Annotated in this window: 15 protein-coding genes and 3 pseudogenes; 8 read left to right on the forward strand and 10 right to left on the reverse strand. The window is 73.9% G+C overall.

Going from position 1 to position 26523, the window contains the following annotated elements; translation table 11 throughout:
* Positions 1–201: 201 nt before the first annotated feature.
* Positions 202–738: pseudogene (locus OG946_RS05880) on the reverse strand (helix-turn-helix domain-containing protein); the annotation flags it as partial.
* 91 nt (positions 739–829) lie between these two features.
* Entirely contained in the window at positions 830–1207 is a 378-nt protein-coding gene (locus tag OG946_RS05885) for a GntR family transcriptional regulator (RefSeq protein WP_101425325.1), read from the reverse strand.
* A gap of 76 nt (positions 1208–1283) precedes the next feature.
* Between OG946_RS05885 and OG946_RS05890 the strand changes: the two genes are divergently transcribed.
* On the forward strand, positions 1284–2189 hold the full coding sequence (locus OG946_RS05890) for a GNAT family N-acetyltransferase (protein ID WP_326800155.1): 906 nt from the start codon (positions 1284–1286) through the stop codon (positions 2187–2189).
* Between the two features lie 15 nt (positions 2190–2204).
* On the opposite strand, the pseudogene OG946_RS05895 reads toward OG946_RS05890, so the two are convergent.
* From OG946_RS05895 to OG946_RS05905, 3 genes and pseudogenes are all read right to left on the reverse strand, one after another.
* Positions 2205–2750: pseudogene (locus OG946_RS05895) on the reverse strand (NUDIX hydrolase); the annotation flags it as partial.
* Positions 2751–2826: 76 nt separating this feature from the next.
* Positions 2827–3819 (reverse strand): penicillin-insensitive murein endopeptidase, encoded by a 993-nt coding sequence (locus OG946_RS05900; protein WP_326795088.1) that lies wholly within the window; start codon positions 3817–3819, stop codon positions 2827–2829.
* A gap of 26 nt (positions 3820–3845) precedes the next feature.
* Positions 3846–5606: a glycoside hydrolase domain-containing protein gene (locus tag OG946_RS05905; RefSeq protein WP_326795089.1), complete on the reverse strand. Its 1761-nt coding sequence runs from the start codon at positions 5604–5606 to the stop codon at positions 3846–3848.
* A gap of 427 nt (positions 5607–6033) precedes the next feature.
* Between OG946_RS05905 and OG946_RS05910 the strand changes: the two genes are divergently transcribed.
* The 3 genes and pseudogenes from OG946_RS05910 to OG946_RS05920 form a co-directional block, all read left to right on the forward strand.
* The gene (locus OG946_RS05910) at positions 6034–7416 is read left to right on the forward strand and encodes an FAD-dependent oxidoreductase (protein WP_326795090.1); all 1383 of its coding nucleotides are present in this window, start codon (positions 6034–6036) and stop codon (positions 7414–7416) included.
* Between the two features lie 250 nt (positions 7417–7666).
* Positions 7667–8092 (forward strand): Hsp20/alpha crystallin family protein, encoded by a 426-nt coding sequence (locus tag OG946_RS05915; RefSeq protein ID WP_326795091.1) that lies wholly within the window; start codon positions 7667–7669, stop codon positions 8090–8092.
* 337 nt (positions 8093–8429) lie between these two features.
* A pseudogene (locus tag OG946_RS05920) lies at positions 8430–8864 on the forward strand (DUF2267 domain-containing protein); the annotation flags it as partial.
* Between the two features lie 357 nt (positions 8865–9221).
* Here OG946_RS05920 and OG946_RS05925 read toward each other — a convergent pair.
* Positions 9222–9416 carry a hypothetical protein gene (locus OG946_RS05925; RefSeq protein WP_326795093.1) on the reverse strand — a complete coding sequence of 65 codons (195 nt, stop codon included), beginning with the start codon at positions 9414–9416 and terminating at the stop codon, positions 9222–9224.
* A gap of 294 nt (positions 9417–9710) precedes the next feature.
* Between OG946_RS05925 and OG946_RS05930 the strand changes: the two genes are divergently transcribed.
* A complete protein-coding gene (locus OG946_RS05930) occupies positions 9711–13067 on the forward strand; it encodes an AfsR/SARP family transcriptional regulator (RefSeq protein WP_326795094.1) in 3357 nt (1118 codons plus the stop codon).
* Positions 13068–13112: 45 nt separating this feature from the next.
* On the opposite strand, the gene ddaH is transcribed toward OG946_RS05930, so the two are convergent.
* The gene (ddaH, locus tag OG946_RS05935; protein WP_326795095.1) at positions 13113–13889 is read right to left on the reverse strand and encodes a dimethylargininase; all 777 of its coding nucleotides are present in this window, start codon (positions 13887–13889) and stop codon (positions 13113–13115) included.
* A gap of 21 nt (positions 13890–13910) precedes the next feature.
* Positions 13911–14948, reverse strand: coding sequence for a hypothetical protein (locus OG946_RS05940; RefSeq protein ID WP_326795096.1), 1038 nt, complete (start codon positions 14946–14948; stop codon positions 13911–13913).
* A 176-nt stretch (positions 14949–15124) separates the two neighbouring features.
* Between OG946_RS05940 and OG946_RS05945 the strand changes: the two genes are divergently transcribed.
* Together OG946_RS05945 and OG946_RS05950 are read left to right on the forward strand one after the other, a co-directional pair.
* Positions 15125–17392, forward strand: coding sequence for a heavy metal translocating P-type ATPase (locus OG946_RS05945; RefSeq protein ID WP_326795097.1), 2268 nt, complete (start codon positions 15125–15127; stop codon positions 17390–17392).
* A gap of 182 nt (positions 17393–17574) precedes the next feature.
* A complete protein-coding gene (locus tag OG946_RS05950) occupies positions 17575–19143 on the forward strand; it encodes an AMP-binding protein (RefSeq protein WP_326795098.1) in 1569 nt (522 codons plus the stop codon).
* 9 nt (positions 19144–19152) lie between these two features.
* Here the strand turns inward: OG946_RS05950 and OG946_RS05955 are convergent, their stop codons facing one another.
* Both OG946_RS05955 and OG946_RS05960 read right to left on the reverse strand, forming a co-directional pair.
* Entirely contained in the window at positions 19153–20178 is a 1026-nt protein-coding gene (locus tag OG946_RS05955; RefSeq protein ID WP_326795099.1) for a DNA polymerase Y family protein, read from the reverse strand.
* Positions 20175–23654, reverse strand: a complete 3480-nt coding sequence (locus tag OG946_RS05960) for a DNA polymerase III subunit alpha (protein WP_326795100.1) — start codon at positions 23652–23654, stop codon at positions 20175–20177. The genes OG946_RS05955 and OG946_RS05960 overlap by 4 nt, the downstream gene beginning before the upstream one ends.
* Before the next feature lie 484 nt (positions 23655–24138).
* On the opposite strand from OG946_RS05960, the gene OG946_RS05965 reads away from it, so the two are divergent.
* Positions 24139–26502, forward strand: a complete 2364-nt coding sequence (locus OG946_RS05965) for a family 20 glycosylhydrolase (protein WP_326795101.1) — start codon at positions 24139–24141, stop codon at positions 26500–26502.
* Positions 26503–26523 lie beyond the last annotated feature (21 nt).

Consider the following 26523-nt stretch of genomic DNA (forward strand, 5'->3'; position numbering starts at 1 on the left):
CGCACCGCCGCGCGCGCCACTGCCCCGCGCACCCGGCCTCGCTCCAGGCGACCGGCGGTCCACTCCCCCGCGGCCCGTGCCCGCCGCGGGCGCCCCGCTGCCGCGGCCCGGGCCCGTCGTCGGCTCCCCCGCCGCCCACGACGGAGTCGACCCGCGGCGCGTGCCGTGGGCGCGGTGCCAGCGGCGGTGGAGTTCCACCAGTTCTTCCGGGGTCGCGCCGCACAGACGCGCGAAGCGTTCCGCCGGGGCATAGCTCGACGGGACCGCGTCGCCGTTGCAGTAGCGGTGGAGGGTCGACGTGCTCACGTGGAGGCGCGCCGCCAGCGACCCGTAGCTGCGCCCCGAGCGCTGCTTCAACTCGCGCAACTGCGCCGCGAATTTCTCCGTCGCCGCGTCTTTCACGTCCCGCCCCCGTTCCGACGCGTTCCACCCTAGTCCCGTCCGCGCTGGTCGGTGGGCGGATTCCCGTTCCAGTTTCCCGTTTTCACCTCGATCGCTTGCGGCCGGTTCCCCCGGGTCCGCAGGCTTGTCACCAGCACCAAGCCAAGCCCCAGCACCGAAGCGGCGCGGCGCCGGGCGGAGTACGGGGGTATCCGCTCGGCGCCGCGCGACGGCCTCCCGGGCCGGGTCGGTTCGCGGGCGGCTCCGGGTGCGGTCTGCGTACGTCGTCGGCTCGGCCCTTGGTGGGCCTCGTCGGCCGGGCCGCTGCGCGCCGACCGTCCGCCCGTCGCCGTACATCGCGAGCACAACGGCCCGGCCCGGGTGACGAGGCCCCAGGTTCGGCGTGTACCCCCGAGGACCCGGACCGGGTCCCGAGCCCGGTGGGGTCCTACGCGCCGGCGTAGGCGGCGCGCAGCGCCTCTTCCACCGCGGTCAGCGCGGTTCCGTGGTCGAGTCCGAGGCGCTGCGCCCGCTGCGCGTACACCTGTGCGGCCGCGGCCGCCTCGCGCTGTGCGGCGTCGCCTGCGGCGGCCACGTAGCTGCCGTGCCGGCCGCGGGTCTCGATCACCCCGTCGCTCTCCAGCGCGCGGTACGCCTTGGCGACGGTGTTCGGGGCGAGGCCCAACTGCTCGGCGAGGCCCCGGACGGTGGGCAGCTTGGTGCCGGCCGGGAGCACGCCACCGCGGGCCTGGGCGGAGATCTGGGCGCGCACCTGCTCGTACGGTGCCTCGGGCGCCTGCTGGTCGACGAAAATCTGGATGGTCACGGACTCATTGTGGTCCGCGGGGCGAAATTCGCACGACAGCGGCACCCCCGTCACCGTACGGTGCGGCGCCATGAGTGTGCTCGTACGCGCCTTCCGCCCCGAGGACGCCGACGCCGTCGCCGAGGTGAAGCGTGCGGCGGTGCCGTTCCTCGTCACCACCCCCGAGTCCGTCCGCTGGAGCGCGGCGTCCGCGCCGCCGGAGAAGCGGCTGCGGGCGCTGGTCGCCGAGGTCGGCGGGCAGGTCGTCGGCGAGTGCGAGGCGTTCGTCCAGTACGACAGCAGCACCCCGGGGCAGGGCATCGCGCAGCCGCACGTGCACCCCGGGCACACCGGCCGCGGCGCCGGCAGCGCGCTCGTCGCGGCGGCCGAGGCGCATCTCGCCGCGCAGGACGTGACCACGGTCTACACCTGGGTGTACGACACGGAGCGCGACCTCGGCTTCGCCGAGCGGCGCGGCTACCGCCGGGGGCGTACCGGCCGGATCCTCCACCTCGACCTGCGCGCCGCCCTGCCGCCGCGGCGCGAGCCGGCCGCGGGCGTGGAACTGCGCGCCTTCGCGGACTTCGACGATCCCCGGCCGCTCTACGAGGCGGACGCGGAGGCGGCGCTGGACGAGCCGAGCGACACGCCGGCCGACGCCATGTCGTACGAGCACTGGCTCGACCACACCTGGCGCGAGCCGCTGCTGGACCACGACCTGACGATCGCCGCCCTGGTCGACGGCCAGGTGGCGGCGTTCAGCCTGGCGGAGACCGACGGGCGCACGCGGTATCTGTCCGGGATGACCGGGAGCCGCCGGGGGTTCCGCGGCCGGGGGCTGGCGAAGCTCGCCAAGCACGAGTCGCTGCGGCGGGCGCAGGCGGCCGGGTACACCGACGCGTTCACGGGCAACGACAGCGGCAACGAGCCGATGCTCGCCATCAACCGCTGGTTCGGCTACGAGCCGTTCCTGACCGAGCTGCGCTGCCTCAAGGACCTCTGACGTCCCCGCCCGGCGTCACGGCGGGCCCGCCGTCTGCGGCAGCACCACCGCCCGGTCCGGTATCCCCGGGTCGTACGCGAGGGGGTCGTCCGCCTCGTGCCAGTGCACGACGAACCGCTCCCCCGCCCGGTACGCCTCAAGCCCCACCCGGCACGACGCCACCAGGTCGTCCGGAAGCGCATCCAGCGGATACCAGCCGATTTCCGCGCACTTGTCCGGCTCCGCGTTCACCACCCGGGCGCCGGGCGGCAGTTCCGCGGCGAAGAACCACCCCATCCTGGACCGGCCCGCCGGCGGCTTGTGCTGCATGACCAGCGCCACCGCGACCTGCTCCGGGGTGAGCACGAGCCCGATCTCCTCGGCGGCCTCGCGCAGCACCCCGGACCGTACGTCCTCGCCGTCCTCCAGATGGCCGCTGGGCATGTTCAGCAGGCCGTCCGCATAGCCCGTGCCGGCCCGGCGGGCGAGCAGCACCTCCGGCGCGGGGGCGCGCCGGAGGAGCAGCAGGTGCACGTCCACGATCTCCCGGTGGCGGTCGGGCCGCTCCAGCCGGGCCACGCGCTCTCGCGGTGCGCCGTCGGTCACTTCTGCACTCATGCGCCGATCCTCGCAGCCGCCACTGACACCGGCTTGGCGCTCAGCAGTCGTAGAGCGCGTTCCCGTGGACCGCCTCGCAGTAGCGCACGTGCAGGTGGTTGTCGTGGTTGGCGTACTGCGTGACCAGGCCCTCGGAGATCAACTGCGGATCGTTGAAGAAGATCAGCTTGATGTGCCCGGGGGCCGAGGCGCGGATCGCCTTGACCAGTTCGCGGGTCGCCGCGCGGTCGTACGCGGCCGACTGCCAGGTGATCCGCCCGGCGGTGCACTGGGCCGAGTCCGTGCGGATCGGCCAGACGTCGAAGTCGAGCCCCAGCTCGTGGCTGGCGTGGCCCGGGATGTCGCCGCCGTGCTCGAACCCGCTGTCACCGACCGGCAGCTTGCCGTTGCCCGTGCCCGCGAAGGAGGCCGCGGCGGCCTCCAGTTGGGCGACGGCGGCGGAGGTGCCCCAGTGGGCGTTCGCGTTGCCGTCCGGGCTCTGGCCGCACATCGTGCTGCCGAAGCTGGTGTTCTCGTAGTGCCAGAGCAGGTTCTTCCAGGTGACGGGGCCGACGATGCCGTCCACGCCGATGCCGGCGTGGCCCTGGAAGGTGCGTACGGCCGCGGTCGTGGCGGCGTCGAAGGTGCCGCTGACCGTGAGCCCGGCGCCGCGCTTGGCGTTGAGCGCGGCCTGGAGGGCCCTGACGGCCCCGCCGGTGTCGCCCTGACGGATCGTCGGAGTCAGCGCGCCCCAGGTCTGCGGTCCTGCGATGCCGTCGACGCCGAGGCCCTTGGCGGTCTGGAACTGGCGCACCGCGGTGTTCGTGGCGGGGCCGAACACCCCGTCGGGCGAGACCGAGATGCCCTGTCCGGTCAGCAGGTGCTGCAGCGCGAGGACGTCGGTGCCCCTGTTGCCGCTGCTCTGCGTCGGGAAGGCGGCCTGCGGGTACGCGTACGCCGGCGAGCCGAGGCCCAGGAGCAGGGCGGCCACGGTGGCGACCAGCGCGGCCAGCCGGAACAGCGGTCTGTTCTTCCGTTTCTTCATCTTCTTCATCGCGTTCTCCTCCGCGGAATCGCCGGTCACTTGCCTGCTTGGAGCGCGCCCCAGGTCGCCGGGCCGACGATGCCGTCCACGCCGAGCCCGCGGCTGGTCTGGTAGTCGCGTACGGCCGTCTGCGTACCGGAGCCGAAGATGCCGTCGATGCCGACGGTGCGGCCGAGCGCGGCGGTCAGCGCCCGCTGGAGCCGGGTGACGGCGTCGCCGGTGGAGCCGTTCTGCAGGGTGGGCGTGGTGCCACGGGCCAGCAGCGCGGTCCAGGTGCGGGGGCCGATGACGCCGTCCGCGGTCAGGCCCCTGGCGGTCTGGAACGCCTTCGTGGCGGTGACGGTGCCGGCGTCGAAGGTGCCGGTCGGGGTGGCGCCTCCGGGGTCGTGTCCTGCGGCCTCCAGGAGGCACTGGGCGGCGTCGACCAGGGCGCCCGTCGAGCCGGAGCGGATGGTTCCGTAGGCGTTGAAGCTCAGGTTGGCGGTGGTGCAGGTGACGGGCGGCGGGGTGCCCTTGCCGACGTCGAGGAAGTTGCGGTCGATGTGCAGTCGCTGGCCGCCGTACGTCTCGTAGACCTCGCCGACGTACTGGTGGATGCGCTGGTGGCCGGCCCAGTAGGAGTCCGGGACGTACGATCCTGCGTCGGTGTCGGCGACGCCGTTCCACCACGCGAACCACAGGTGGTCCACGCGCAGGTAGCGGGCGTCGTCGTAGACGCTGGCCGCGTCCCGGATGCCGGAGGAGGCGCTGGAGTACAGACCGGAGAGGTAGCCCTTGGCGTGCAGGCCCTCGGTCCAGCCGGAGACGTAGCTCATGACCGCGGCCTTGCAGGAGGCGGTGGAGGTGTAGCCCTCGATGTCGGAGTAGAGCGCGCTGCCCGCCGGGATGCCGAGGCTCTGGGCGGCGGTCACCGAGGCGTTGGCGGCGCTGACGCCCTGGGCGCGGGCGGTGACGGGGTCGGACGACATCTTGTTGGAGAAGCTGCTGCAGGGCGCCTGGCGGCCGACGTCGATGGGGATGAGGTGCCAGCCCTTGTCCGTCTGGTCCGTCACCCAGCTTGCGGTGAGGTTGGGCTGCGCGCAGGCGCGGGTGGCGCCGGAGATGTAGACGCCCACGGCGCGGTACGGGGAGCCGGCGAGCCAGGCGTCCATCGCGGTCTGCGACGGCGCGGCGCAGGCGTCGAAGCCCTGGCCGCGGAAGTCGCCGGGCTGCGGCCCCGCGGCGGCCATCGGCGCGGCGGCGCCCCCGGACGCGGCGCCGGCGGCGGGCAGTTCGGTGCGCTCGGCGCGGGCAGTCAGCTCGGCGCCGGCGAGGACGTCGCGTACCAGGTCCTCGGTCGCGGGGCCGTGCGCGGCGGTGACCAGGACGCCCGCGTCCTCGACGGCCACCTGGATCGCGCCGTCGCGGGACTTCGCCGCGGGCGCCGTCGCGCTGCCGCGCGGGGCGACGGCGGTGGCCGCGGTGGCCTGCCGCGCGGCCCCGGCGTCGATCGGCTCCACGACGAGCCCGGCGGTACGGCCCTTGAGCCCCGGCGGGCAGGAACTCTGGTCGCCGGGCTCGCCGAGGTAGACGGCGGGGCGGTCGAAGCGGATGCACGCGCCCGGGTCGGCGGCGAGGTCGACGACCCGCCAGCCGGCCGGGACGGTGACCTCGTAACCGCGGTAGTCGACGGTTCTGCCGGTGTCGGGCGGGGGTGCGGCGGCGGCCGGGCCCGCGGCGGTGAGCCCGCCGAGGGTGACGAGGGCCGCCAGGCCGGCGAGCAGGGGGCGCCAGGACCCCGTACGGCTGAGTGACATCGCGAATCGCTCTCCTACTGGGGTGGGGTTCCGGGAACTCCGTGCGGGCTCCGGTCGCGGGACGGCACTGCGGCACGTGTCTACGCGATGACCGGAGCGCGGCGGTTGCGCGACGGTTGCGCCGCCGCTGCCTGCCAGGGGACGTCCCGGGGCGACCTTCGAGGTGCTGGCCACGCCCGGCGAACGCAGCACACCCAAGCATCCACGGAAGGGAATTCCGCGCGCTCCCCTGCGCTGCGAATACTCCACAGGCCCTCCTATGGGCTTCGGCAGGCGTGTACTCCCTGTCCCAGACTTGAACCCCTTGCCTTCCATTCAGGTGTTTTCCGCGGACCGCGGCGGAACACAGAACCGACTGCGAGCCGAGGCGGGCAAAAGGCTGCGTACCGTTGCCCCGCAAAGGAGTTCGAGGGAAGGAGTCGCATAAATGACGACCGCCGACAGCCGGAAGAAAAAGCCCCTTCGTTTTGATGTGATCGTCATCGGGGGCGGTCTTCTCGGCCTCTCCGCCGCCTACAACTGCGCCCGGAACGGGAAGCGGGTCGCTGTGATCGAACGCTCCAACTTCTACAACCAGTCCGGCAGTTCCGGAGACCTCATCCGGATGTTCCGCACGATGTACACGGAGTACGAACTGCAAGTCCTGGCGTACCAGGCAAAAGATCTCTGGAAGGAACTGGAGGAGGAGTACCGGCTGGACACCGGCAAGAGCGTGGAGCTTCTCCGGCTGACCGGGCAGGCGAACTTCGGCGACGAACACTACGGCACAGCGGCTCAGGGCGATCTCAAGAAGCCCAGGGAAAATCTCAGGAAGGGCAATAAGCAGGTCACAGATGTGTCGATGAAGCAGGTCGAGAAGAAATACAACCTCAGGAACCTGCGGAACCTCATTCCAGGTGACCGGTGGGTCGGGTACGAGAACGACGACTGCGGGGTCATCAACGTGCCGGAGACGCTGCGCGCGTTGCGGCGGCTCGCCGACGGCAGGCACGGCTCCCTCTTCCTCGACAACGCCGAGGTGTACGAGGTGCACACGCCGAAGAAGAAGAGCGACCCCGCGGTGCGGGTGAAGGTCCGCGGGTCCGGGGTGCCCAAGGGCGGCCAAGAGCTGACGGCCGACAAGTGCATCATCACCTGCGGCGTGTGGACCAACGATATTCTGAAGAATCTCGGCCTCGAACTCGACTACGAAGTCTGGGAGATGGTCTACGAATACTTCGCGACCGACCCGGATTCCGTCCCGTCCGAGCAGTTCCCGAAAATGTGGGTCCAGTTCGCCACGGAGGACAAGGAGACCGGCCGGTCCAACCTGTTCTACGGCTTCCCTTCGGTCCCGTGGGGCCCGGACAACATGGTCAAACTGGGCTGGGAAGACGCCACCATGAACAGGTTGACACTCAAGGAACTCAAACAACGCCGGGCAGAAGGTCTTGGCCAGGTGGCGACCACGGTCGACGTCGGGTACGCCTCACGCTTCGTCAAAGAGCACTGCGTGGGGATCGACCCGCAACCTGCTTTCTCCGGGGTCTGCCTGCACGCCGCCTTCGACGACTACATGAGCGTCCTCGGACGCCTCCCACGTACGGCGGCGGGCGAGGATCCCGACACGGCCGACAAGCGTGCGTGGCGTGATCACTACGTGGTGTGCGCGGGCGGCTGGGCTGCCAAATTCACGCCTTCCTTCGGGAGGATGATGTGGGAACTCGCCTTCGACGACAAGGCGCAAGTCAACCCGAAGCTCCTGGACATCACGCGGACCCGCAGGACGGGCAAGAGAAAGGGGCAGGCCTACCTGAACAAGCTGGAATAGACGAGCCATCGCGCGGCTCGCGCAGCCAACTGATTGCCGCTGTTTGCGGGTTGTGCGCTCCAGTTGCCACTTCCTCGGTGAAGCGGCACCCGCCGCGGTCATGGAGGTTCCGTGCAGGGCCACGGGCCGGTGGTGTCGTTAGGTACACCGTCGGCCGGGCGGGCAGGGCCATGGCGGGGTGACATGCTACAACGGTGTCAGTGAGGCGCATTGGCAGCAACTGCCTGAACCTGCTGGAGGTGTTTTCACGATGTTGATGCGCACTGACCCCTTCCGTGAGCTGGACCGCCTGGCCCAGCAGCTCATGGGCCCGGGTACCTGGTCCCGCCCGTCGCCGATGCCGATGGACGCCTACCGCGACGGCGACGAGTACCTGGTGGCCTTCGACATCCCGGGCGTCACCGCGGACGCGATCGACATCAAAGTCGAGCGGAACATGCTCACCGTCAGGGCCGAGCGGCGCCCGGTGGCGAAGTCCGGCGATGTGCAGATGGAGCTGTCCGAACGGCCGCTGGGTGTCTTCTCCCGCCAGGTCATGCTCGCCGACACTCTCGACACCGAGCACATCCAGGCCGACTACGACGCGGGCGTGCTCACCCTGCGCATCCCGATCGCCGAGCGCGCCAAGCCCCGCAAGATCACCATCGGCTCCGGCCGCAAGGAGATCCCCGGCTGATCACCGGCCGGAGAGGTGCGGAGAGCGGAACGCCGCTCTCCCGCTCTCCGCACCTCTGTGAGCAGTCCGCAGCCGGACGGGGGCGGCCGCCGCGACACTGCGACGCGAGGTCGGTTCGTCCACGCAACCGCGGCGCGGATCACGGGCGCCACCGGACAGACCACAGCCTGGGATGTCAGCGCCTGCTGCCCGCCGCTGCCGAGGAAGACCTCATAGGCGCGATCCTGCTCCGGCTCCCGCCGGCTACGACCTGCCCTTCGGCCGTCCTGAGCCACGTGACCATCCCGCACGCCCGGTGCCTGGGCACCGGCCACACACAGAAAGGCGAATCACCCCAGTGATCTCCGACCGGCACGCACCGCCCCGGCAGCCGTACGGGACGGCGTACGAGCAGATGCTGGAGAGGGTCCGCTACGAGGGCGCCTACCCCACCCGCGAGAGGGCCGACGAAGCCGTCCGCCTCGTTCTGGCCGGACTGGGGCGCCAACTGACCGGCGAGGAACGTGTCGACCTGGCCGGCTGCCTGCCCGTGGAAGCCGCGCGCGTGCTGACCGCGCAGATCCCCGACATCCAGCCGCTGACCGGCTGGGCCTTCGTCAAGGACCTCGCCGCCGGCACCGGCGCTTCCCTGGCGACCACCCGCTGGGACGCCGGCTCCGTCTTCTCCGTCGTCGCCGCCTACGCCCGCCCCGACCTGATAACCCGCATCCTCCGTCAGCTCCCCACCGGCTACGCCCTGTTGTTCGGCCGCGCCGAACTCACACCGGCCGCGTCGGCGACCGGATCATGTCCGAGCGGGGCGGAGCGCGACGGTGCGCTCACCGGTGTCAAACAGTCCTGAACTCTTCCCACCGGCCCCGCCGGCGGCCCCGTGCCCCCGGCGGGGCGCATCGTGGGTGTCGAGCCCCGCGGCAGTTCCGACGCGTCCCCAGGCAGCAGCCGCCGGGCGGCAGCCCGCACCTGTCCGTAGCTCATCTGTGGGTCGGCGACCGGCATCCCTTGTGGTCCGTAGGCGTTACGGAGCCTCTTCGTGACCCGTACGATCGGCGCAGCCGCGATCAGCCGCCGGGCCGCAGCAGGTCCCGCATGCGGATGAGGGCGGCGTCGAATTACATGTGGTGGATCGTGGTCACCGAGCAGACGAAGTGTCCGGCGACGTGCCGATCCCGGTGACGTGCTTCGCCCGCCCGGACAGCCTCCGGGCCAGCAGGCCGTCCCCGCAGCCGACGTCCAGGGCGTCGCCGCACCCCTCCGGAACCGACCGCAGGATGCCCGGGTGCCGGGCCACGTTGGTGTTCCAGTAAGGATCTGCTGACCGGCGCATCGGATCATCGTAGAGCGGATGCGTGGTCACGACCGTGCCGTCGTCTCTACGACGGGGGGATGACGGGCCGGCGCGGCAGGAGCACGCGGTCGGCGTCGGGGTAGGTGGCGAACAGGGGTTCGAGCCTGACCGCAGAAGTCCCCCGCGCCCGTGCTTCCGTTCAAGGGGTTCGCATCGTCGCAGCTCAAGGCGGTTGGCTCCGCTCCGGACCCACGCGACCTTGACATGTACCGCCCAGTACAAGGATGGTGACGCCGAAGCAGCTCACGACGACCGTGACCAGGGGACGGTGTGATGCGCTATCGGGTCCTCGGCAGGCTCGACGTCTGCAACGGCACGCGGTGGATCACGCTGAACGCCGCGAAGCAGCGTGCCCTGCTCGCCCATCTGCTCATCAACGCGGGCCGGTTCGTCCCCGCCGACGCGCTCATCGCCGAGCTGTGGGGCGACGACGTGCCGGATTCGGCCGCCAAGTCCCTCCAGGTCTACGTGCACCGGCTGCGCCGCGCCCTGGGCGGCGACCCGGAGGCGTTACACACCCGCCCCGGCGGCTACGAGCTGGCCGTCGAGCCCGACGGCACCGACGCCGCCCGCTTCGCCACCCTGGCCGCCGCCGGACGCGCGGAGTTGGCCGACCGGCGCCCCGCCGCCGCCGTGGAGACGCTGACCGAGGCGCTGGGGCTGTGGCGCGGCCCGGCGTTCGCCGACGTGCCGGCCACCGATGCCGTACGGGCCGAGGCCGCGCGCCTCGAGGAGAACCGGCTGACGGCCTGGGAGGACCTGGCCGACGCGAAGCTGGCCGTCGGCCGGCACCCGGAACTGGCCGCGGAGCTGGGCGCGCTGCTCGCGCAGCACCCGCTGCGGGAGCCGCTGTGGGGCCGGCTGATGCTGGCGCTGCACCGCGCCGGGCGGCGTTCGGACGCGCTGCGCACGTACGCGCGAGCCCGCCGGATGCTCGCGGACGAGCTGGGCGTGGAGCCGGGGGCGCAGTTGCAGGAGGTGCACGCGGCGGTGCTGGCGGGCGGCCGCGAGCCGGCGCCGCGGCCCGCGGCCGCGGAGCGGCCGGCGTACTGCCAGCTGCCGGCGCGCATCCCGGACTTCGTGGGACGGCGGGAGCAGTTGGTGCAGGTGCTGCGGTGGCTGGGGCGGCCGGAGGGGGCGGCGGACCGCGAGGTCCCGGGCTTCGACGCGTCGCAGGTCGACGCGCGTCACCCCGCGCCGCGCACGGTCCTCGTCACCGGCGTCGCGGGCGCCGGCAAGTCCACGTTCGCGGTGCACGCGGCGCATCTGCTCCGCGACGCCTTCCCCGACGGCCAGTTGCACGCCGACCTGCGGACGGCGGCGGGCCACCCGGCCGACACCGGCGACGTGCTGGCCTCCCTGCTCAAGACCCTCGGCATGACCGGCGCCGGCATCCCCGAGAGCCTGGAGGAGCGGGCCCGGCGCTACCGCGCGGAACTCGCCGACCGCCGCGTCCTCGTCGTCCTCGACAACGCGGGCTGCGAGCGGCAGATCCGCCCCCTGCTGCCCGGCACCGGCGACAGCGCCGTGCTCGTCACCAGCCGCGCCGCCCTCGCCGGCCTCGAAGGCGCGCTGCGCGTGGGGCTGGGCCTGCTCAGCGACGCGGAGGCACTGGAGCTGCTGGCGCGGGCGGCCGGCGACGACCGTACCCGCCGCGACCCCGCGGTCGCCGCGCGGATCGCGGCGCAGTGCGGCAACCTGCCGCTCGCGCTGCGCATCGCGGGCGCCCGGCTGGCGACCCGGCGGCACCTGTCGCTGCCGCGGCTGGCGGACGCGCTGGCCGACGAGCGGCGGCGGCTGGACGAGCTGGTCGCGGGCGACCTGGAGGTGCGGGCCAGCGTCACGCTGGGCTACGCGGCCCTCGACCCGGCGGCGCAGCGGGCGTTCCGGCTCCTGGGGCTGCTGGACGTGCCGACGGTGCCGGGCTGGGTGGTGGCGGCGCTGCTGGGCGACGCGCCGGGCGGTGCGGGCGGAGGCGGTAAGGCCGGAGACGGTGTACGCGGAGACGGTGCGGCCGGAGGCGACACGGCGCAGGGCGAGCGGCACCCGGCCGATCCCGCGGCCCTCGCCGAGCGGTCCCTCGACGCGCTCGTCGACAATCACCTCGTCGAGGTCCACGCCGCAGAACCCGCCGCGGAACCCCGCTACCGCCTCCACGACCTCCTGCGTCTCTACGCCCGCGAGCGCGCCCACGCCCAGGAGCCGCCCGCCGAACGCGCCGCCGCGCTCGGCCGCGTCCACACCGCCTACCTCGACCTCGCCCGCCGCGCCGACGACGCCCTGTCCTCCGGCTTCTCCGGCCGCGTCAAGGTCCCGGCGCCCGGCCACAGCCCTCCGGCGGCCGAGGCGGCCCGGGTCGCGGCGGAGCCACTGGCCTGGCTGGAGGCCGAACGGACCACGCTGCGCGCCCTGGTCCGCCAGGCGGCCGACGCCGGCGAGGCGGGCACCGCGTGGCGGCTGGCGGCGGCGCTGGCGGCGTTCTTCGAGTCGTCCGCGCACTTCGACGACTGGCGCGAGACGCACCGTACGGCGCTGGCGGCCGCGACCGCGGCCGGCGACCGGCTCGGCGTCGCCGTCCTGCACCGCAACCTGGGCGAGCTGGAGACCGTGCAGGACCACTACGGCGAGGCGGTGGTGGCGTTCAAGCGGTCGCTGAAGGAGTTCGCGGCGCTGGACCGCCCGCTCGCACTCCCCCGCGCGAAGCCGGGCGACCGCCCCCGCGACCCGGCACGCGCCCCGGCCCGCGACGGCCGTCCGGACACCGGCGGCCACCACCCGGCCGAGTCCGCCGCCGCGGCGGGCCTCGGCGTGCTGCTGCGGCTGCGCGGGCAGTACGCGCAGGCCGCCGCCTGTCTGCGGCGCGGCATCGAGCGGGCCAGGGCGGGCGGCAACGTGCGGTCCGAGGCGTACGCGCGCTGCGGTCTCGGCACCGTCCATCTGGAGTGCGGCGAACCGGTCGCCGCCCGGCGCGAGTTCGACCTGGCGCTGGCCCTCGCGCAGCAGGACGGCTACCGGCACGGCGAGGCGTCCGCCGAGCGCAACCTCGGCCTCGCGGACCTCGCCGTCGGACGCGTGCACGCCGCGGCGGCCCGGATGCTGCGGAGCTGCGAGCTGGCGGTGGAGAGCGGCGACCGGGTCGGCGAGGTGCACGCGCTGCAGTGGCTCGGGCATCTGACGGACGTGGCCGGCGAGCCGGCGCGCGGGGAGCGGATGCTCGACGAGAGCCTGGCGGCGTACCGGCGGTTCGGCGAGCGGTTCGGCGAGGCGCTGACGCTGCGCGCGCAGGCGGATCTGCTGCTGCACGCGCACCGGCCGGCGGAGGCCAAGGCGACGGCGCGGCAGGCGCTGTCGATCTGGCGGCACCTCGACACCCCGTACTGGACGTCGCGCACGCTCGACGTGCTCGCCGCCGCGCACGCGGCGGCGGGCGGCGCGGGGGGTGAGGTGGCGGCCGCCAGGGTACGTCGTCAGGCCTCGGCTCTACGCGCGTCAGTCGGCCTGCCCACGGCCCTCCGGGCCCCCGTCGCCGCAGGCCGCCGCCTCGGCGGCCACCTCACCCCGCCCCCGGACCTGCCCCAGTCCTTCCGCACCCCGCGCGACCCGCTGCGGGTGGCGGCGGAGAGCCGCTGAGCCCGCGGGCGGCGGCGGGAGCGCCCCGCCGCCGCCGCGGCCGGCTCAGGCGTACAGGCCGCGCATGCGTACCGACAGGCAGGTCACCGAGCCTTCGAGCTTCTCGAACTCGCTGATGTCGACCGGCACCGGCGTGTAGCCCAGCTCCTCGTACAGCGCGGCCGTCTGCGGCGCGCTCGCCGCCATCAGCAGCGCGCCGCCGCCCAGCAGGATGACGTGCGCCCCGGCGGCCTCCGGCACCTCGATACGGCCGGGGAAGAGCTCCGGTGTGTCGATCAGCCCGGCGTGGGTGGCGAAGGTGCCGTCGGGCAGCGCGGTGATGCCGGACTTCAGGTGCAGGACCTTGGTGACCGGGACGGTGACGACGCGGGCGCCGAGCGGTTCGAAGCAGGCGCGGAGCTGCCGGATGCCGTCGGTGTTGGTGCGCCCGCCGAGGCCCACGTAGATGGTGTCGCCGACCTTGAGCACGTCACCGCCGTCGAGCGTGCCGGGCGCGTGGACCCGGTTCACCGAGCAGCGCATGAGGCTCACGGCCGCCTCGACGCCGCGGGTCTCCGGCTTGCGGGAGTCGGCGCCGGGGCGGGTGATGAGGGCGACGTTCTTGTACATCACCACCGCGTCCTCGACGAAGACCGCGTCCGGGCAGTCGTCTGCGGGCTCGACCTCGGCGGTCTCCCAGCCGTGCAGTTCGAGGGCGGCGACGTAGGACCGCCACTGGGCGAGGGCCCGGTCCGCGTCGACCGGCGTGCGGTCGATGTGCGTGACCAGGCCCTCGGCGAGACGGGGTCCGGGGCGGCGTACGAGAGCTTTCCTGCTGCGCATGCAGCAGGTCTACCACGGCCGTCAGTGACTGTGACCGCCGCCGTCCGCCTCGTCCGGCCCGCTCTCCGCACCCTGCTCGCCGTCCGCGCCCTGCTCGCTCGCCCCGTCCGCGCCGCCGCCCGCGGTGACCGTGAAGGCCGCGGTGCGCACCTCGCCGTCGTGCTTGAAGTCGAGGAACAGGCGGTACGAACCGGTGCTGGGCGCCGTCGCGGAGAAGGCCACCTCGGGGCCGGGCTCCGTGCTGCCGTCGCCGGGCTCGCCGTTGGGGTGGACGTGCAGGTACGCCAGGTCACCGGCGCGGAGCGCGACGAGGTGCCCGTACGCGCCGAGGTACGGCTGGAGGTCGGTGACCGGCCTGCCGTCCTTCTCGACGGAGAACTCCACCTCGCGGGCGGAGCCCGGCGTCAGGGCGCCGTCCAGCGTCACCTCGTACCCGTCGACGGTCGCCGTCCGCTCCGGCTCGGCGAGCGCCGCCGGGCGGTAGTCGCCGGCGACGGCGAGGTCGCCGCCCAGGGTCAGGCCGTTCTCGGGGCCGCCGGTGGGCACGAAGTCGGCGAAGACGCGGTAGTCACCGGCCTTGGGCAGCTCGACGGGCGTGCTCCAGGTGCCGTCGGCGTCGCGGACGGGGTGGAGGTGGCGGTACGTACCGAGGTCGCGGGAGGCGACGATCAGGTGCAGCTCCTTGCCGTGCTCCCGCTCGTACGAGGTCACGGGCTCGCCGTCCGCGCCGCGCACCGTGAAGCGCAGCTCGGCGGGGCTGCGGGCGTCGATCCGCCGGGTGTCCAGGTCGAGCGTGTAGCCGGACTCGGAGAGCTGGAGACCGCCCGCGGCGGGTCCCGCGTCCTCGCCGTGGCCGCCGCCGTGCCCGTCCCCCTTCTTTTCCGCGTCCTTTCCCGCTTCTTCCTTTGCGCCCGCACCCGCGTCCGCGGCGTGTCCGCCGTGGGCCGGGGCGGCGTCCTCGTCGGTGACGGGCCCCACGGCGCTGCCGACCCCGTACGCCCCGGCGAACGCGACGGCCAGCGCACCTGCGAAGAGTCCGGCCCTGGCTGCGGTGTTCATCGCTCGCTCCTCTCGGTCGGCCCGTCGCTGCGACCGGCCTCGATACTGGCGACAATACCCCCTGGGGGTATAAAGTCAAGCGAGGGTCCCGCTTGCATCGGATACGGGTCAGGGGTATACATGGTGTCGAAGGATCTAATACCCCCTGGGGGTATAGCGAGCCACGAGGAGCAGTGATGACCACCACCACGCCTGGCAGGACGGCCGAGGTCGAACTCGCGATCGGCGGCATGACCTGCGCCTCCTGCGCCGCACGGATCGAGAAGAAGCTCAACCGCATGGAGGGCGTCGAGGCCACCGTCAACTACGCCACCGAAAAGGCCAAGGTCACCTTCGCCGACGACGTGGCGGTCGACGACCTGATCGCCACCGTCGAACGTACCGGTTACACCGCCGCACCGCCCGCCCCCGCAGGACCCGCGGCGGGCGACGGCACGGCGGACGGCACCGGCGGGCAGGACCCGCCGGACGAGCTGCGGACGCTGCGCCAGCGGCTCTTCGGCTCCCTGGCGCTGTCGGTGCCGGTGATCGCGATGGCCATGGTCCCGGCCCTGCAGTTCGAGTACTGGCAGTGGCTCTCGCTCACGCTGGCCGCGCCGGTGGTCGTCTGGGGCGCCTGGCCGTTCCACAAGGCCGCCTGGACCAACGCGCGGCACGGCGCCGCCACCATGGACACGCTGATCTCGGTCGGTACGATCGCGGCGTTCCTCTGGTCGCTGTGGGCGCTGTTCTTCGGCACCGCGGGCGAGCCCGGCATGACCCACCCCTTCGAGCTGACCATCGCCCGCGGCGACGGCTCCGGCAACATCTACCTCGAAGCCGCGGCCGGCGTGACGACGTTCATCCTCGCCGGGCGGTACTTCGAGGCGAAGTCCAAGCGGAAGGCGGGCGCGGCGCTGCGCGCGCTGATGGAGCTGGGCGCCAAGGAGGTCGCGGTGCTGCGGGACGGCCGCGAGGAGCGGGTGCCCGTGGACCGGCTCGCGGTCGGTGACCACTTCGTGGTCCGGCCCGGCGAGAAGATCGCCACCGACGGCACCGTCGTCGAGGGCGCCTCCGCCGTCGACGCCTCCATGCTCACCGGCGAGTCCGTGCCGGTGGAGGTCACCGTGGGCGACGCCGTCACCGGCGCCACCGTCAACGCCGGCGGCCGGCTGGTCGTGGAGGCCACCCGGGTCGGCTCGGACACCCAACTGGCGCGGATGGCCCGCCTGGTCGAGGACGCCCAGAACGGCAAGGCCGCCGTGCAGCGGCTCGCCGACCGGATCTCCGGCATCTTCGTGCCCGTCGTCATCGCCCTGTCCCTCGGGACGCTGGGCTTCTGGCTCGGTACGGGCGACGGGATCGCCGCCGCGTTCACCGCCGCGGTCGCCGTGCTGATCATCGCCTGCCCCTGCGCCCTCGGCCTGGCCACCCCGACCGCCCTCATGGTCGGCACCGGACGCGGCGCGCAGCTCGGCATCCTCATCAAGGGCCCCGAGGTGCTGGAGTCGACCCGCAAGGTCGACACCGTCGTCCTGGACAAGACCGGCACCGTGACCACCGGCACCATGACCCTGCACGCCCTGCACACCGCGGGCGGCGAGGACGAGGAGACGGTGCTGCGCCTCGCGGGCGCGCTGGAGCACGCCTCCGAGCACCCCATCGCCCAGGCGGTGGCCGCGGCGGCGACCGACCGCGTCGGTACGCTGCCGGTGCCCGAGGACTTCGCCAACGTGCCCGGGCTCGGCGTCCAGGGCATCGTCGAGGGCCACGCGGTCCTCGTCGGGCGGCAGCAGTTCCTCGCGGAGTGGGCGATCACGCTGCCCGCCGAACTCGCCGCGGCCAAGGAGCGGTCCGAGCAGGCCGGGCGCACCGCGATCGCGGTCGCCTGGGACGGCGAGGCCCGCGCCCTGCTCGAAGTCGCCGACGCGGTCAAGCCCACCAGCGCGCAGGCCATCAAGCGGCTGCGGGACCTGGGGCTGACCCCGATCCTGCTCACCGGCGACAACACGGCCGTCGCGAAGACCGTCGCCGCCGAGGTCGGCATCGACGAGGTCATCGCGGAAGTCCTCCCCGAGGACAAGGTCGACGCGGTCAAGCGGCTGCAGGCGGAGGGCCGTACGGTCGCGATGGTCGGGGACGGCGTCAACGACGCCGCCGCCCTCGCCCAGGCCGACCTGGGCCTGGCCATCGGCACCGGCACCGACGCCGCGATCGAGGCCGCCGACCTCACCCTGGTCACCGGCGACCTGCGGGCCGCACCGGACGCCATCCGGCTCGCCCGCTCCACCCTGTCCACCATCAAGACCAACCTCGGCTGGGCGTTCGGCTACAACACCGCCGCCCTCCCCCTCGCCGCCGCGGGCCTGCTCAACCCGATGCTCGCGGGCGCGGCGATGGCCTTCTCCTCCGTCTCGGTGGTCGCCAACAGCCTCCGGCTGCGGCGCTTCCGGCCGCTGGGCTGAGGGCCGCCGCACCGGGGACCGGGGACGCCGCGCCGCCCGAAGGGCCGATACGGCCCGTACGGGCGGCGCGGCGTTTCCGCATGCGCGAGGCCGCGGGTCGCGGCTACGGGTTACGGTGCCCTCCGCGGAGGCGCGGCAACAGGGTGCGGCGCGGGGCTGAGGGGGAGGAAGGCATCGTGGGGATGCGGGAGACGGAAGAGTCGCGGGAGTCCGGGGCGGCGCAGGCGGCGGCCGGGGCGGAGAAGGCGTGGGAGCTGTTCCCTGCGCTGCGTGCCGCGCCGGAGCGGGTCGCGCTGCGCTTCGGCGGCACCGTCCTGACGTACGGCGAGCTGGCCGCAGCGGCCGACGGCGTCGCCCGGCGGCTCTCGGGCGCCCGGCGGGTGGCGGTCTGGGCGACGCCGGAGCCCGCGACCGCGGTGGCGGTGACGACGGCGCTGGTGGCGGGCATCCCGGTGGTGCCGCTCAACCCCCGTACCGGGGTGCGGGAACTGGCGCACATCGTGACCGACAGCGAACCGGAGCTGGTGCTCGCGGCGCCCGGGGCGGAGCTGCCGGAGGCGCTGGCGGGGGTGGCGCGGGTGGACGTGGCGGTGACCCCCGGGACTCCCGAGTCCGCGACCCCCCGGCCCACGACCGCACCCGCGCCCACGCCGCCCGGCGCCGTCTCCCCCGGCCCCGGCACCCCCGGCCTCGTCGTCTACACCTCCGGCACGACCGGGCCGCCCAAGGGTGTCGTCCTGCCGCAGCGCGCGCTGGCCGCGACCCTCGACGACCTCGCGGAGGTCTGGGGCTGGACCGAACGGGACACGGTGGTGCACGCGCTGCCGCTGTTCCACGTGCACGGGCTGGTCCTCGGCGTGCTGGGCCCGCTGCGCCGCGGCGGCGCCGTGCACCACGTGGGGCGGTTCGCGCCGGAGACGGTGGCGGCGGCGCTGGCCGCGGGCGGCACGATGCTGTTCGGGGTGCCGACGATGTACCACCGGCTGGCCGACGCCCTCGACGCCGAGCAGGCGGCCGCCCCCGGGGCGCCGTCCGGTACGTCCCTGGCCGCCGCCCTCGCCCGCGCCCGGCTGCTGGTCTCCGGCTCCGCCGCGCTGCCGGTCGCCGACCACCGCCGGCTCACCGCCGCGACCGGCCGCCGGGTCGTGGAGCGCTACGGCATGACGGAGACGCTGATGAACACCAGCGTCCGCCCCGGCGACCCGGACGCCACCGGCAGCGTCGGCGTGCCCCTGCCGTCCGTCGCCGCCCGGCTCGTCGACGACGCGGGGGCCGAACTCACCGCGTACGACGGGGAGGCGGTCGGCGAGATCGAGGTCCGCGGCCCGAACCTCTTCACCGGCTACCTCAACCGCCCCGAGGCGACGGCGGCCGCCTTCCGCGACGGCTGGTTCCGCACCGGCGACATGGCCGTACGGGACGCGGCCGGCCGCTTCCGCATCGTCGGCCGCCGCGCCACCGACCTCATCAAGTCCGGCGGCTACAAGATCGGCGCCGGGGAGATCGAGAACGCGCTGCTGGAGCACCCGGCCGTCGCCGAGGCGGCGGTCACCGCCGAGCCGGACCCGGACCTGGGCGAGCGCATCGTCGCCTGGGTGGTCCCGGACGGTGCGGCGCCGCCCGCCGCGGAGCTGTCGTCGTACGTGGCCGACCACCTGGCCCCGCACAAGCGCCCCCGTAAGATCCACTTCCTCGACGCCCTCCCCCGCAACGACATGGGCAAGGTCCTCAAGCGCGCCCTGGGCGACTGACCGCGCCCGTCAGCCGCCCCGCCGCCGCTCCTCCCACCCCGCCGCCGGCGGCTCCGCCGCCGCCAGGGTCGCGGGCCTGACGGCCTCGGGGCCGAAGCGCCGCCGGGCCCGGTCCGCGGCCGCCTCGGCACGGCGGGCGCGGACGTCGCCGGGGTCCAGCGAGAGCTGGCGGTACGCGCCGGCCGCCGGCAGCAGGTGGTCGGCGCGGAGCGCGTACGCCCGTACCCGGGCCCGCTGCAGCCCGAGGGCGGCCAGCAGGCCGAGGGCGGTGGCGGCGAGTGCGGGCGAGTGGTCGGTGGGTTCGGCGGTGGCCCGGGTCCGCGTGGTCGAGCTGCGGTCGGCGTACCTCACCACGAGGGTGACGCGGCCGGCGACCTGCCCCTCCCCGCGCAGCCGCTGGCCGATCCGCTCGGCGAGTCCCAGAACGGCTCTGTGGTGGCGTACGGGATCGAGGCAGTCGGCGTCCAGCACCAGCTCCGCCGACAGGGACGCCGCCGGTTCCGCGGGGGTGACCGGGCGCGGGTCGTAGCCGCGGGCGCGGTCGCCGAGCAGGCGGGCCTGGCTGACACCGAGGAGCCGCTGCAGGGTCACCGCGGGCAGGTCGGCGATCTGCCCGACGGTGTGCAGGCCGTACCGGCCGAGCTTCTCCGCCGTCGCGCGGCCGACCCCGGGCAGGGCGGCGACCGGGCGCGGGTACAGCCACTCCGCCGCCCTCCCCGTGGGCACGCTGGTGGTCTCCCCGGGCGCGGACGCGTCGGCCGCCATGGCCGCGAGCATGCGGTTGCCCGCGAGTCCGGCGCTGCTGTCGATGCCGTAGAGGGCCTTCAGCCTCATCTTCACGAGCTGGACCGCGTCGTAGGCCGACAGGTCGAAGTACCGGAGCGCGGACGTCAGATCGAGCTGTACGGCGTTCGGCGGCATCTCCTGGACGTGGGGCGTGACGCCGCCCATCAGCTCGACGATGTCCGCGTACTGCTCCTCGCTCGGCAAGACGTGCAGGTGGAGGTGCGCGATGTGCCGTCGGCGGGCGGTCATCCCGCGCTCCCCGGGCTGCGGTGGCCGAACTTCTTCAGGTCGGCCGACCGGCTGCCGGCGGGCTGCAGGTCGGCGTACGGGTGCAGCCGGGCGCCCGCGGTGCCGTCGGTCAGGGTGCGGCCGGGCTGGGCGGGCGTCGGGTGCGGCCGGTCCTCGCCGAGGAGGGCGAGCGCGGCCTCGGGTCCTTCGTCGCGGCGGGCGGCGGCGATCCGGTCCAGGTCCCAGGCCATGGTGCCGACGACGGTGCGGCGGGTGCCGCGCACCTGGACCGTGCCGCGGACCAGCAGCAGACCGCTGTGGAAGACGGTGTGCGCGCAGGCCGGGTGGGAGTCCTCGAAGAACGCCAGGTCGACCAGGCCGGAGCCGTCCTCCAGGGTGACGAAGATGACGCGCTTGCCGCTGGCGATCGGCGGGGTCTGGGTGGAGGCCCGCACGCCGGCGACGAGCACCTGCTGCCCGGGGCGCAGGCCGGCGAGGTGGGCCGCGTCGGTCGCGCCGATCTCGCGCAGCAGCCGGTGGTGGTGTTCCATCAGGTGCTTGGAGACGTCGATGCCGAGGGTGTCGAGTTCGGCGCTCAGGGTCTCGCGGCCGGTCATCTCCGGCAGTCCGCTCGGCTCCGTACCGCCGACCGCGTCCGCGCCGAGGGGCAGTTGGCCGTCAGCCGCGAAGCGGGCCCGGGACTGCCGGTGCAGCTCGTCGATCTGGAGGAGGAGGTCGCGGCGGGTGGCGCGGCCGTCATCGGGGCCGCCGGGACCGCCGAGGCCGTCGAGGCCGTCGAGGGCTCCGATCCGGGCCAGTCGCTCGGCGACCGGCCTGCTGGGCCGGGCCCGCTGCCAGAAGTCCGACAGCGACGCGTAGGGCTGCCCCTCCTCGATCCGTACGCCCTCGTCCTCGCTGATGCCGTGCACCGCGGCCAGCGCGAGCCGCACCCCCCACCGGTCCGTGTCGCTCTTCTCCACGGTGTGCTTCACCTTGGAGCGGTTGATGTCGACGGGCAGGAGGGGGACGCCGCGCCGGCGGGCGTCGGAGACGAGGACGCGCTTGGGCCACATGCCGGGGTCGTGTTCGAGGAGGCCGGCCAGCAGGAACGCCGGGTAGTGCGCCTTGAGCCAGGCGCTCTGCAGCGCGGGGACGGCGAACGCGACCGCGTGGGCCCGGCAGAAGCCGTAGGCGCCGAAGGCCGCGACGGTCTTCCAGACCTCGTCCCGTACGGCCGTGGTGTAGCCGCGCGCCCGCGCCTGCCGGTGGAACCAGTCCCTGATCCCGGGCAGCCGGTCCTCGTCCCCGAGCGCGCGCCGGGCGATCTCCCCCAGGGCCCGGTCGCATCCGGTCATCACCCGGAAGGTCTCGATGATCTGCTCGTGCCAGATGGTCACGCCGTACGTGTCGGAGAGCACCGGTTCGAGGTCCGGATGGGCGTACTCGGGTGCGCCGCCGTGGCGGGCGGCGACGTAGCGCTCGGGCATGCCGCCGGCGACCGGTCCCGGACGGAAGAGGCTGATGTCCGCGATGACGTCCTGCGGGTCGCGGGGCTTGAGCCGGGAGAGCAGGTCCTGCTGGCCGGGGGACTCCAGTTGGAACAGGCCCAGGGTCTCGCTGTCCTGGATGAGCTTGAACGCGAAGACGTCGTCGAGCGGCACCTGCTCGGGGTCGTCCAGGTCGATGTGGCTGCCCGTGGCCTGGGCGATCTCGGCGACGGCGTGGGCCATCGCGGACTGCATGCGTACGCCCAGGACGTCGAGTTTGATGTTGCCGAGGTCCTCGATCTCCTCCTTCGCGGCCATGGCCATGGGGTAGTCGCCCTGCGGGGTGGGCTGCACCGGCAGCCGGTCCAGGAGGGTGGCGTCGCTGATGACCACGCCGCACGGGTGCATGGCCATGCCGTGGACGAGGGCGTCGAGACCTTCCGCGAGCTCCCACAGCGGGCCGTACCGGTGCGCCTCGGCGGCCAGTTGCCGCAGCTCGGGCAGTTCGGCGAGGGCGCCGGTGATGTCGGCGGCCCGCAGGTGCGGGAAGCTCTTGGCGATCCGGTCGACGTCGGCGGGCGCGATGCCGAGGGCGAGACCGGCGTCCCGCAGCGCCCTGCGGGCCCGGTAGGTCTCGGGCATCGCGGTGACCGCCACCCGTTCCTTGCCGAACCGGTCGAAGATCACGTCGTAGCACTCCAGCCGGCGGGCCGACTCCACGTCGATGTCGATGTCGGGCAGCGACTTGCGCCGTACGCTCAGGAAGCGCTCGAACAGCAGCCGGTGGTCGAGGGGGTTGGCCGTGGCGATGTCCAGGACGTGGCAGACCAGCGAGCCGGCGCCGGAACCGCGGGCCGCGACCCGGATGCCCTTGGCCCGGATGTCGGCCACGACCTGGCCGACGGCGAGGAAGTACGAGTCGTAGCGGAGCGTGGAGATCGCTTTCAGCTCCTCGTCCAGTCGGGTACGGGCCTCGGGGTCGCGGTCGAGGCCGCGCCGGGCCATGCCTGCCTCGCACTGCCGGCGCAGCAGCCGCGCGGCGCCGTCCGCCCCGGGTCCGGCGCCGAAGAGCGCCGGCTCCGGGAAGTGCGGCCGCCCCAGTCCGAGGTCCGCCCCGGGGTCGATCGTGCACGCGGCGGCCGTCGCGGCGGTGTCCGCCATCAGGCGGCGTGCGCGCCGTACATCCGCTCCCGCGCACTCGGCGACCAGCCGCGCGACCGCCGCCATCGCCCGCTCGTCCTTGAGCCAGCGCTGCCCGCTGTCCAGCCGGCGCCAGTCGATCGGCCGCAGCAGCCGCGCGGCGTCCAGGACGTCCGCGAGCCGGTGCTGGCCGGGGTCGGCGTAGCGGACGGCGTTGGAGAGCACGACGGTGGTGTCCGTGCGGTCGCCCAGCGCCAGGGTGCGGGCGGCGAGGCGCAGCGACCCGGGGCCGAGCCCCGCGCGCTTGTGGGCGACGGCCTCCAGCCGGAGCCCGGCCCCGAAGACCTCCCGCCACGGCGCCAGCAGCCTCGCCGCGACGTCCTCCCGCCCCACCGCCAGCGCCCGCACCGGCTCCGAGAGCGGCCCGAGCAGGGCGACCAGGCCGGGGCCGCCGTGCTCGCGCAGCGCCTGCCACGGCACCACCGGCGGGCTGCCGCCGGTCGCACCCGCGTGGGCGGCGGACACGATGCGGCACAGCCGCGCCCACCCCGCCCTGCCCCGTGCGAGCAGCACGAACCGCAGCGGCGGCTCGACCACGTGGCCACCGCCCCGCGCCGGGGTACGCCGCCGCAGCGCGGGCGGCGGCGGCGCCACGCCCGCCACCGCCAGATCGACCCCCAGCACCGGCCTGACCCCGGCCTCTGCGCAGGCCCGTACGAACCGGACGGCACCGGTGACGGTGTCCCGGTCGGTCAGCGCGAGGGCTCCCATGCCGCGCTCGGCGGCGCGCCGGACGAGGTGTTCGGGATGGGCGGCGCCGTAGCGGGCGGAGTAACCGGACGCGACGTGCACGTGGGCGAAGCCCACCATGCCGCACCTCCATCGCTCCACCCCATTTCGGACTTTTATCCCGACCGGTTCTCTCGTACGTTCGTTCGAATACCTTAGCTCCCGCAAGCCCGCCCGGCGAACGCTCCGGATCGCGCAATCTCCCAGCTCGGAGGCACCGCGAAGGCCGCCGGCGCCGCACTTTCCGCCATCTCCGCGGCGGGGCAGGCCAGTTGGGCGCACAGGGGCCCGCACATGAAATGCGTCACTCGCCCGGCGCGACCACCACCCCGCCCCCATCCGGCGACATTCGTATTGGACTAGACCAATAGGAACGTTTCAATCTTCTCCTCAGCCCTCTCACCAGGGATTTTCGATTTAATTGGTGTAGACCTCTTGACCCTTGAGTGCGCGCGCACCTACGTTCCGGTCGATCCCCCCGCCCCCGGACCCCACAGCCGGCCGCCCGTGCACCGCCATGCCTAGGACCGACCGCTGCCCACCCACCCATCTCCGGGAGTAGACGATGTCCGCACCGTCCGAAGAGCAGACCGTCCGCCGCAGAACCGTCCTCGCCGCCGCCGGGTCCGCCGCCCTCGTCGCGGCCTCCGCCACCCCGGCCCTGTCCGCACCGGCACCCGCGGCCCCTGCCGCCGCTGCCGCCGCTGACGCCGCTGACGCCGACGCCGCCTGGCCCGACCCCGCGCGCGACGTCGCCAGGGACGGCACCGCGACCGCGTCCAGCGTCTACGACCTCGACCCGGCGAGGTTCGCCGCCGCGCACGTCAACGACGGCGACCTGAGCACCCGGTGGGGCTCCAACTCGCCCGAGAACGGCTATCCCGACCCCAGCCGCGAATGGGTGCAGATCGAACTCGCCGAGCCGAGCCCGGTGCACCACGTGGTGATCCACTGGGAGACCGCGCGCGCCGCGCACTACCAGATCCACGTCTCCGACGACGGCGAGACCTGGCGTACCGCCCGCGACGTCCCCGACGCCCCGGGCGGCCGGGAAGTCCTCGAACTCGGCCTCACCACCGCCGTCCGCTACGTGCGCATGCAGGGCGTCGCCGTGGCCACCGGCTGGGGCTATTCGATCTTCGCCATGGAGGTCTGGAACGGCCCGCGCCCCGGCGTCGGCCTCCCCGCGGGCCGGGTGATCCCGGTCCCGGTCGCGCAGACCTCGCGACCGGACGCCCGCCCCTTCGTGCTGGGCGGAGGCAGCCGGATCGTCGCCACCGACTGGAAAGCCCGTGCCGTGGCCGGGCTCCTCGCCGGATACCTGCGCCCGGCGACCGGCTACCCGCTGCCCGTGGTCGGCGGCCCGGGCCGGGACGGCGACATCACGCTGCTGCTCGGCCGCTCCCACGCCCCGTCCCGGGCGCGGCTGGCCGTCGCCGAGGGCTACACCCTGGCCGCCGGCGAGCGCGGGGTGCGGATCGCGGCGGCGACCCCGCACGGCCTGCTCAACGGCGTGCAGACGCTCCGGCAACTGCTGCCCCCGTGGATCGAGAGCGACACGGCGGTGCCCGGCCCGTGGACCGTCGAGGCGACCGAGATCCGCGACCACCCCCGGTTCGGCCACCGCGGCCTGATGATCGACCCGGCCCGCAACTTCCTGGAGGTCCGCGAGGTCAAGGAACTCATCGACGGGCTCGTCCAGTCCAAGGGGAACGTGCTGCACTGGCACCTGACCGACGACCAGGGCTGGCGGGTCGAGATCGACTCCTGGCCCCGGCTCACCGAGGTCGGCGGCGGGATGTCCATGCCCGGCGGGCGGACCGGCTTCTACACCAAGGACCAGATCCGGGACGTCGTACGGTACGCCGCGGACCGGCACGTGCAGATCATCCCCGAGATCGAGATGCCCTCGCACACGACGGCGGCCAGGACCGCGTACCCGCAACTGAGCGGCGCCGGCGGCTATCTGGCGGACCGGGAGACCACCTACGCGTTCGTCGACGACGTGCTCCGCGAGGTCGCCGCGCTCTTCCCCTCCGCGTACGTCCACCTGGGCGCCGACGAGTCGGACATGCCGCACGACCAGTACGTACGGTTCCTGCGCCGGGCCGAGGGCATCGCCCGCGGCCACGGGAAGACCATGATCGGCTGGTCGCCGAGCTGCGGGGTCGGCCTGGACACCGGGACGGTCCACCACTACTGGCAGGACCAGAGCCGGGAGATGTCACGGGAGTGGTTCAACCCGCGCCGCCCGGTGCTGCTCTCCCCGACCCAGCAGACGTACCTGGATTACCCCTACCCCACGTACGACACCCGGCGCGCGTACTCGTGGAACCCGTCCGACCTCACCGACGGCTGGACGGGCGCCAAGGTGCAGCGCGACTACGGGCTCAACAACGACGACATCATCGGCATCGAGGCACCGATCTGGGGCGAGCGGATGCTGCGCGGCCTGCCCGACGTGCAGTACCAGGTGTTCCCCAGGCTCCCGGCGATCCTGGAGAAAGCCTGGTCCCCCGCCGAGGCCACCGAGGACGCCGAGGGCGTGGTGGCCAGGACCGGAGTGCAGGGCGCGCGCTGGCTGTTCGCCGGCCGGAACTTCTGGGCGGACCCGGGAGTGCGCTGGGAGCCCGCGGCCGTCGGCGCCGACCTGCGCACCGACCAAGACGGCACCGTGAGCGGCGCGGTGGCGCGGCTGGCGCTGCCCGGGGTGGCGCCGGCCGGGATCACGGCGACGGTCGAGTGGGGCGACGGCACCACGGGCCCGGCCACGGTCACGGGCGACGCCCCGGGCGACCGCCAGATCAACGGCGTCTACCGCATCGAGGCCGACCACCGTTACGCCCGCCGCGGCACCTACCGGGGCACCGTCCACATCACCACCCCGACCGCCGAAACGACCACCCACTTCACCGCCACCCACGGCTGACACCGCCTCCGGCCCGCCGGC

Source organism: Streptomyces sp. NBC_01808 (assembly GCF_035917395.1).
Classification (GTDB): Bacteria; Actinomycetota; Actinomycetes; order Streptomycetales; family Streptomycetaceae; genus Streptomyces.

What these genes read in the sequence shown, in the direction of transcription:
- OG946_RS05960 (WP_326795100.1), bottom strand. Translation starts at nt 23,654, where the DNA reads ATGGTGGGCTTCGCCCACGTGCACGTCGCGTCCGGTTACTCCGCCCGC.
- OG946_RS05925 (WP_326795093.1), bottom strand. Translation starts at nt 9,416, where the DNA reads ATGCGCCGGTCAGCAGATCCTTACTGGAACACCAACGTGGCCCGGCAC.
- OG946_RS05910 (WP_326795090.1), top strand. Translation starts at nt 6,034, where the DNA reads ATGACGACCGCCGACAGCCGGAAGAAAAAGCCCCTTCGTTTTGATGTG.
- OG946_RS05915 (WP_326795091.1), top strand. Translation starts at nt 7,667, where the DNA reads ATGTTGATGCGCACTGACCCCTTCCGTGAGCTGGACCGCCTGGCCCAG.
- ddaH (WP_326795095.1), bottom strand. Translation starts at nt 13,889, where the DNA reads ATGCGCAGCAGGAAAGCTCTCGTACGCCGCCCCGGACCCCGTCTCGCC.
- OG946_RS05940 (WP_326795096.1), bottom strand. Translation starts at nt 14,948, where the DNA reads ATGAACACCGCAGCCAGGGCCGGACTCTTCGCAGGTGCGCTGGCCGTC.
- OG946_RS05950 (WP_326795098.1), top strand. Translation starts at nt 17,575, where the DNA reads ATGCGGGAGACGGAAGAGTCGCGGGAGTCCGGGGCGGCGCAGGCGGCG.
- OG946_RS05955 (WP_326795099.1), bottom strand. Translation starts at nt 20,178, where the DNA reads ATGACCGCCCGCCGACGGCACATCGCGCACCTCCACCTGCACGTCTTG.
- OG946_RS05900 (WP_326795088.1), bottom strand. Translation starts at nt 3,819, where the DNA reads ATGAAGAAGATGAAGAAACGGAAGAACAGACCGCTGTTCCGGCTGGCC.
- OG946_RS05945 (WP_326795097.1), top strand. Translation starts at nt 15,125, where the DNA reads ATGACCACCACCACGCCTGGCAGGACGGCCGAGGTCGAACTCGCGATC.
- OG946_RS05905 (WP_326795089.1), bottom strand. Translation starts at nt 5,606, where the DNA reads ATGTCACTCAGCCGTACGGGGTCCTGGCGCCCCCTGCTCGCCGGCCTG.
- OG946_RS05930 (WP_326795094.1), top strand. Translation starts at nt 9,711, where the DNA reads ATGCGCTATCGGGTCCTCGGCAGGCTCGACGTCTGCAACGGCACGCGG.
- OG946_RS05965 (WP_326795101.1), top strand. Translation starts at nt 24,139, where the DNA reads ATGTCCGCACCGTCCGAAGAGCAGACCGTCCGCCGCAGAACCGTCCTC.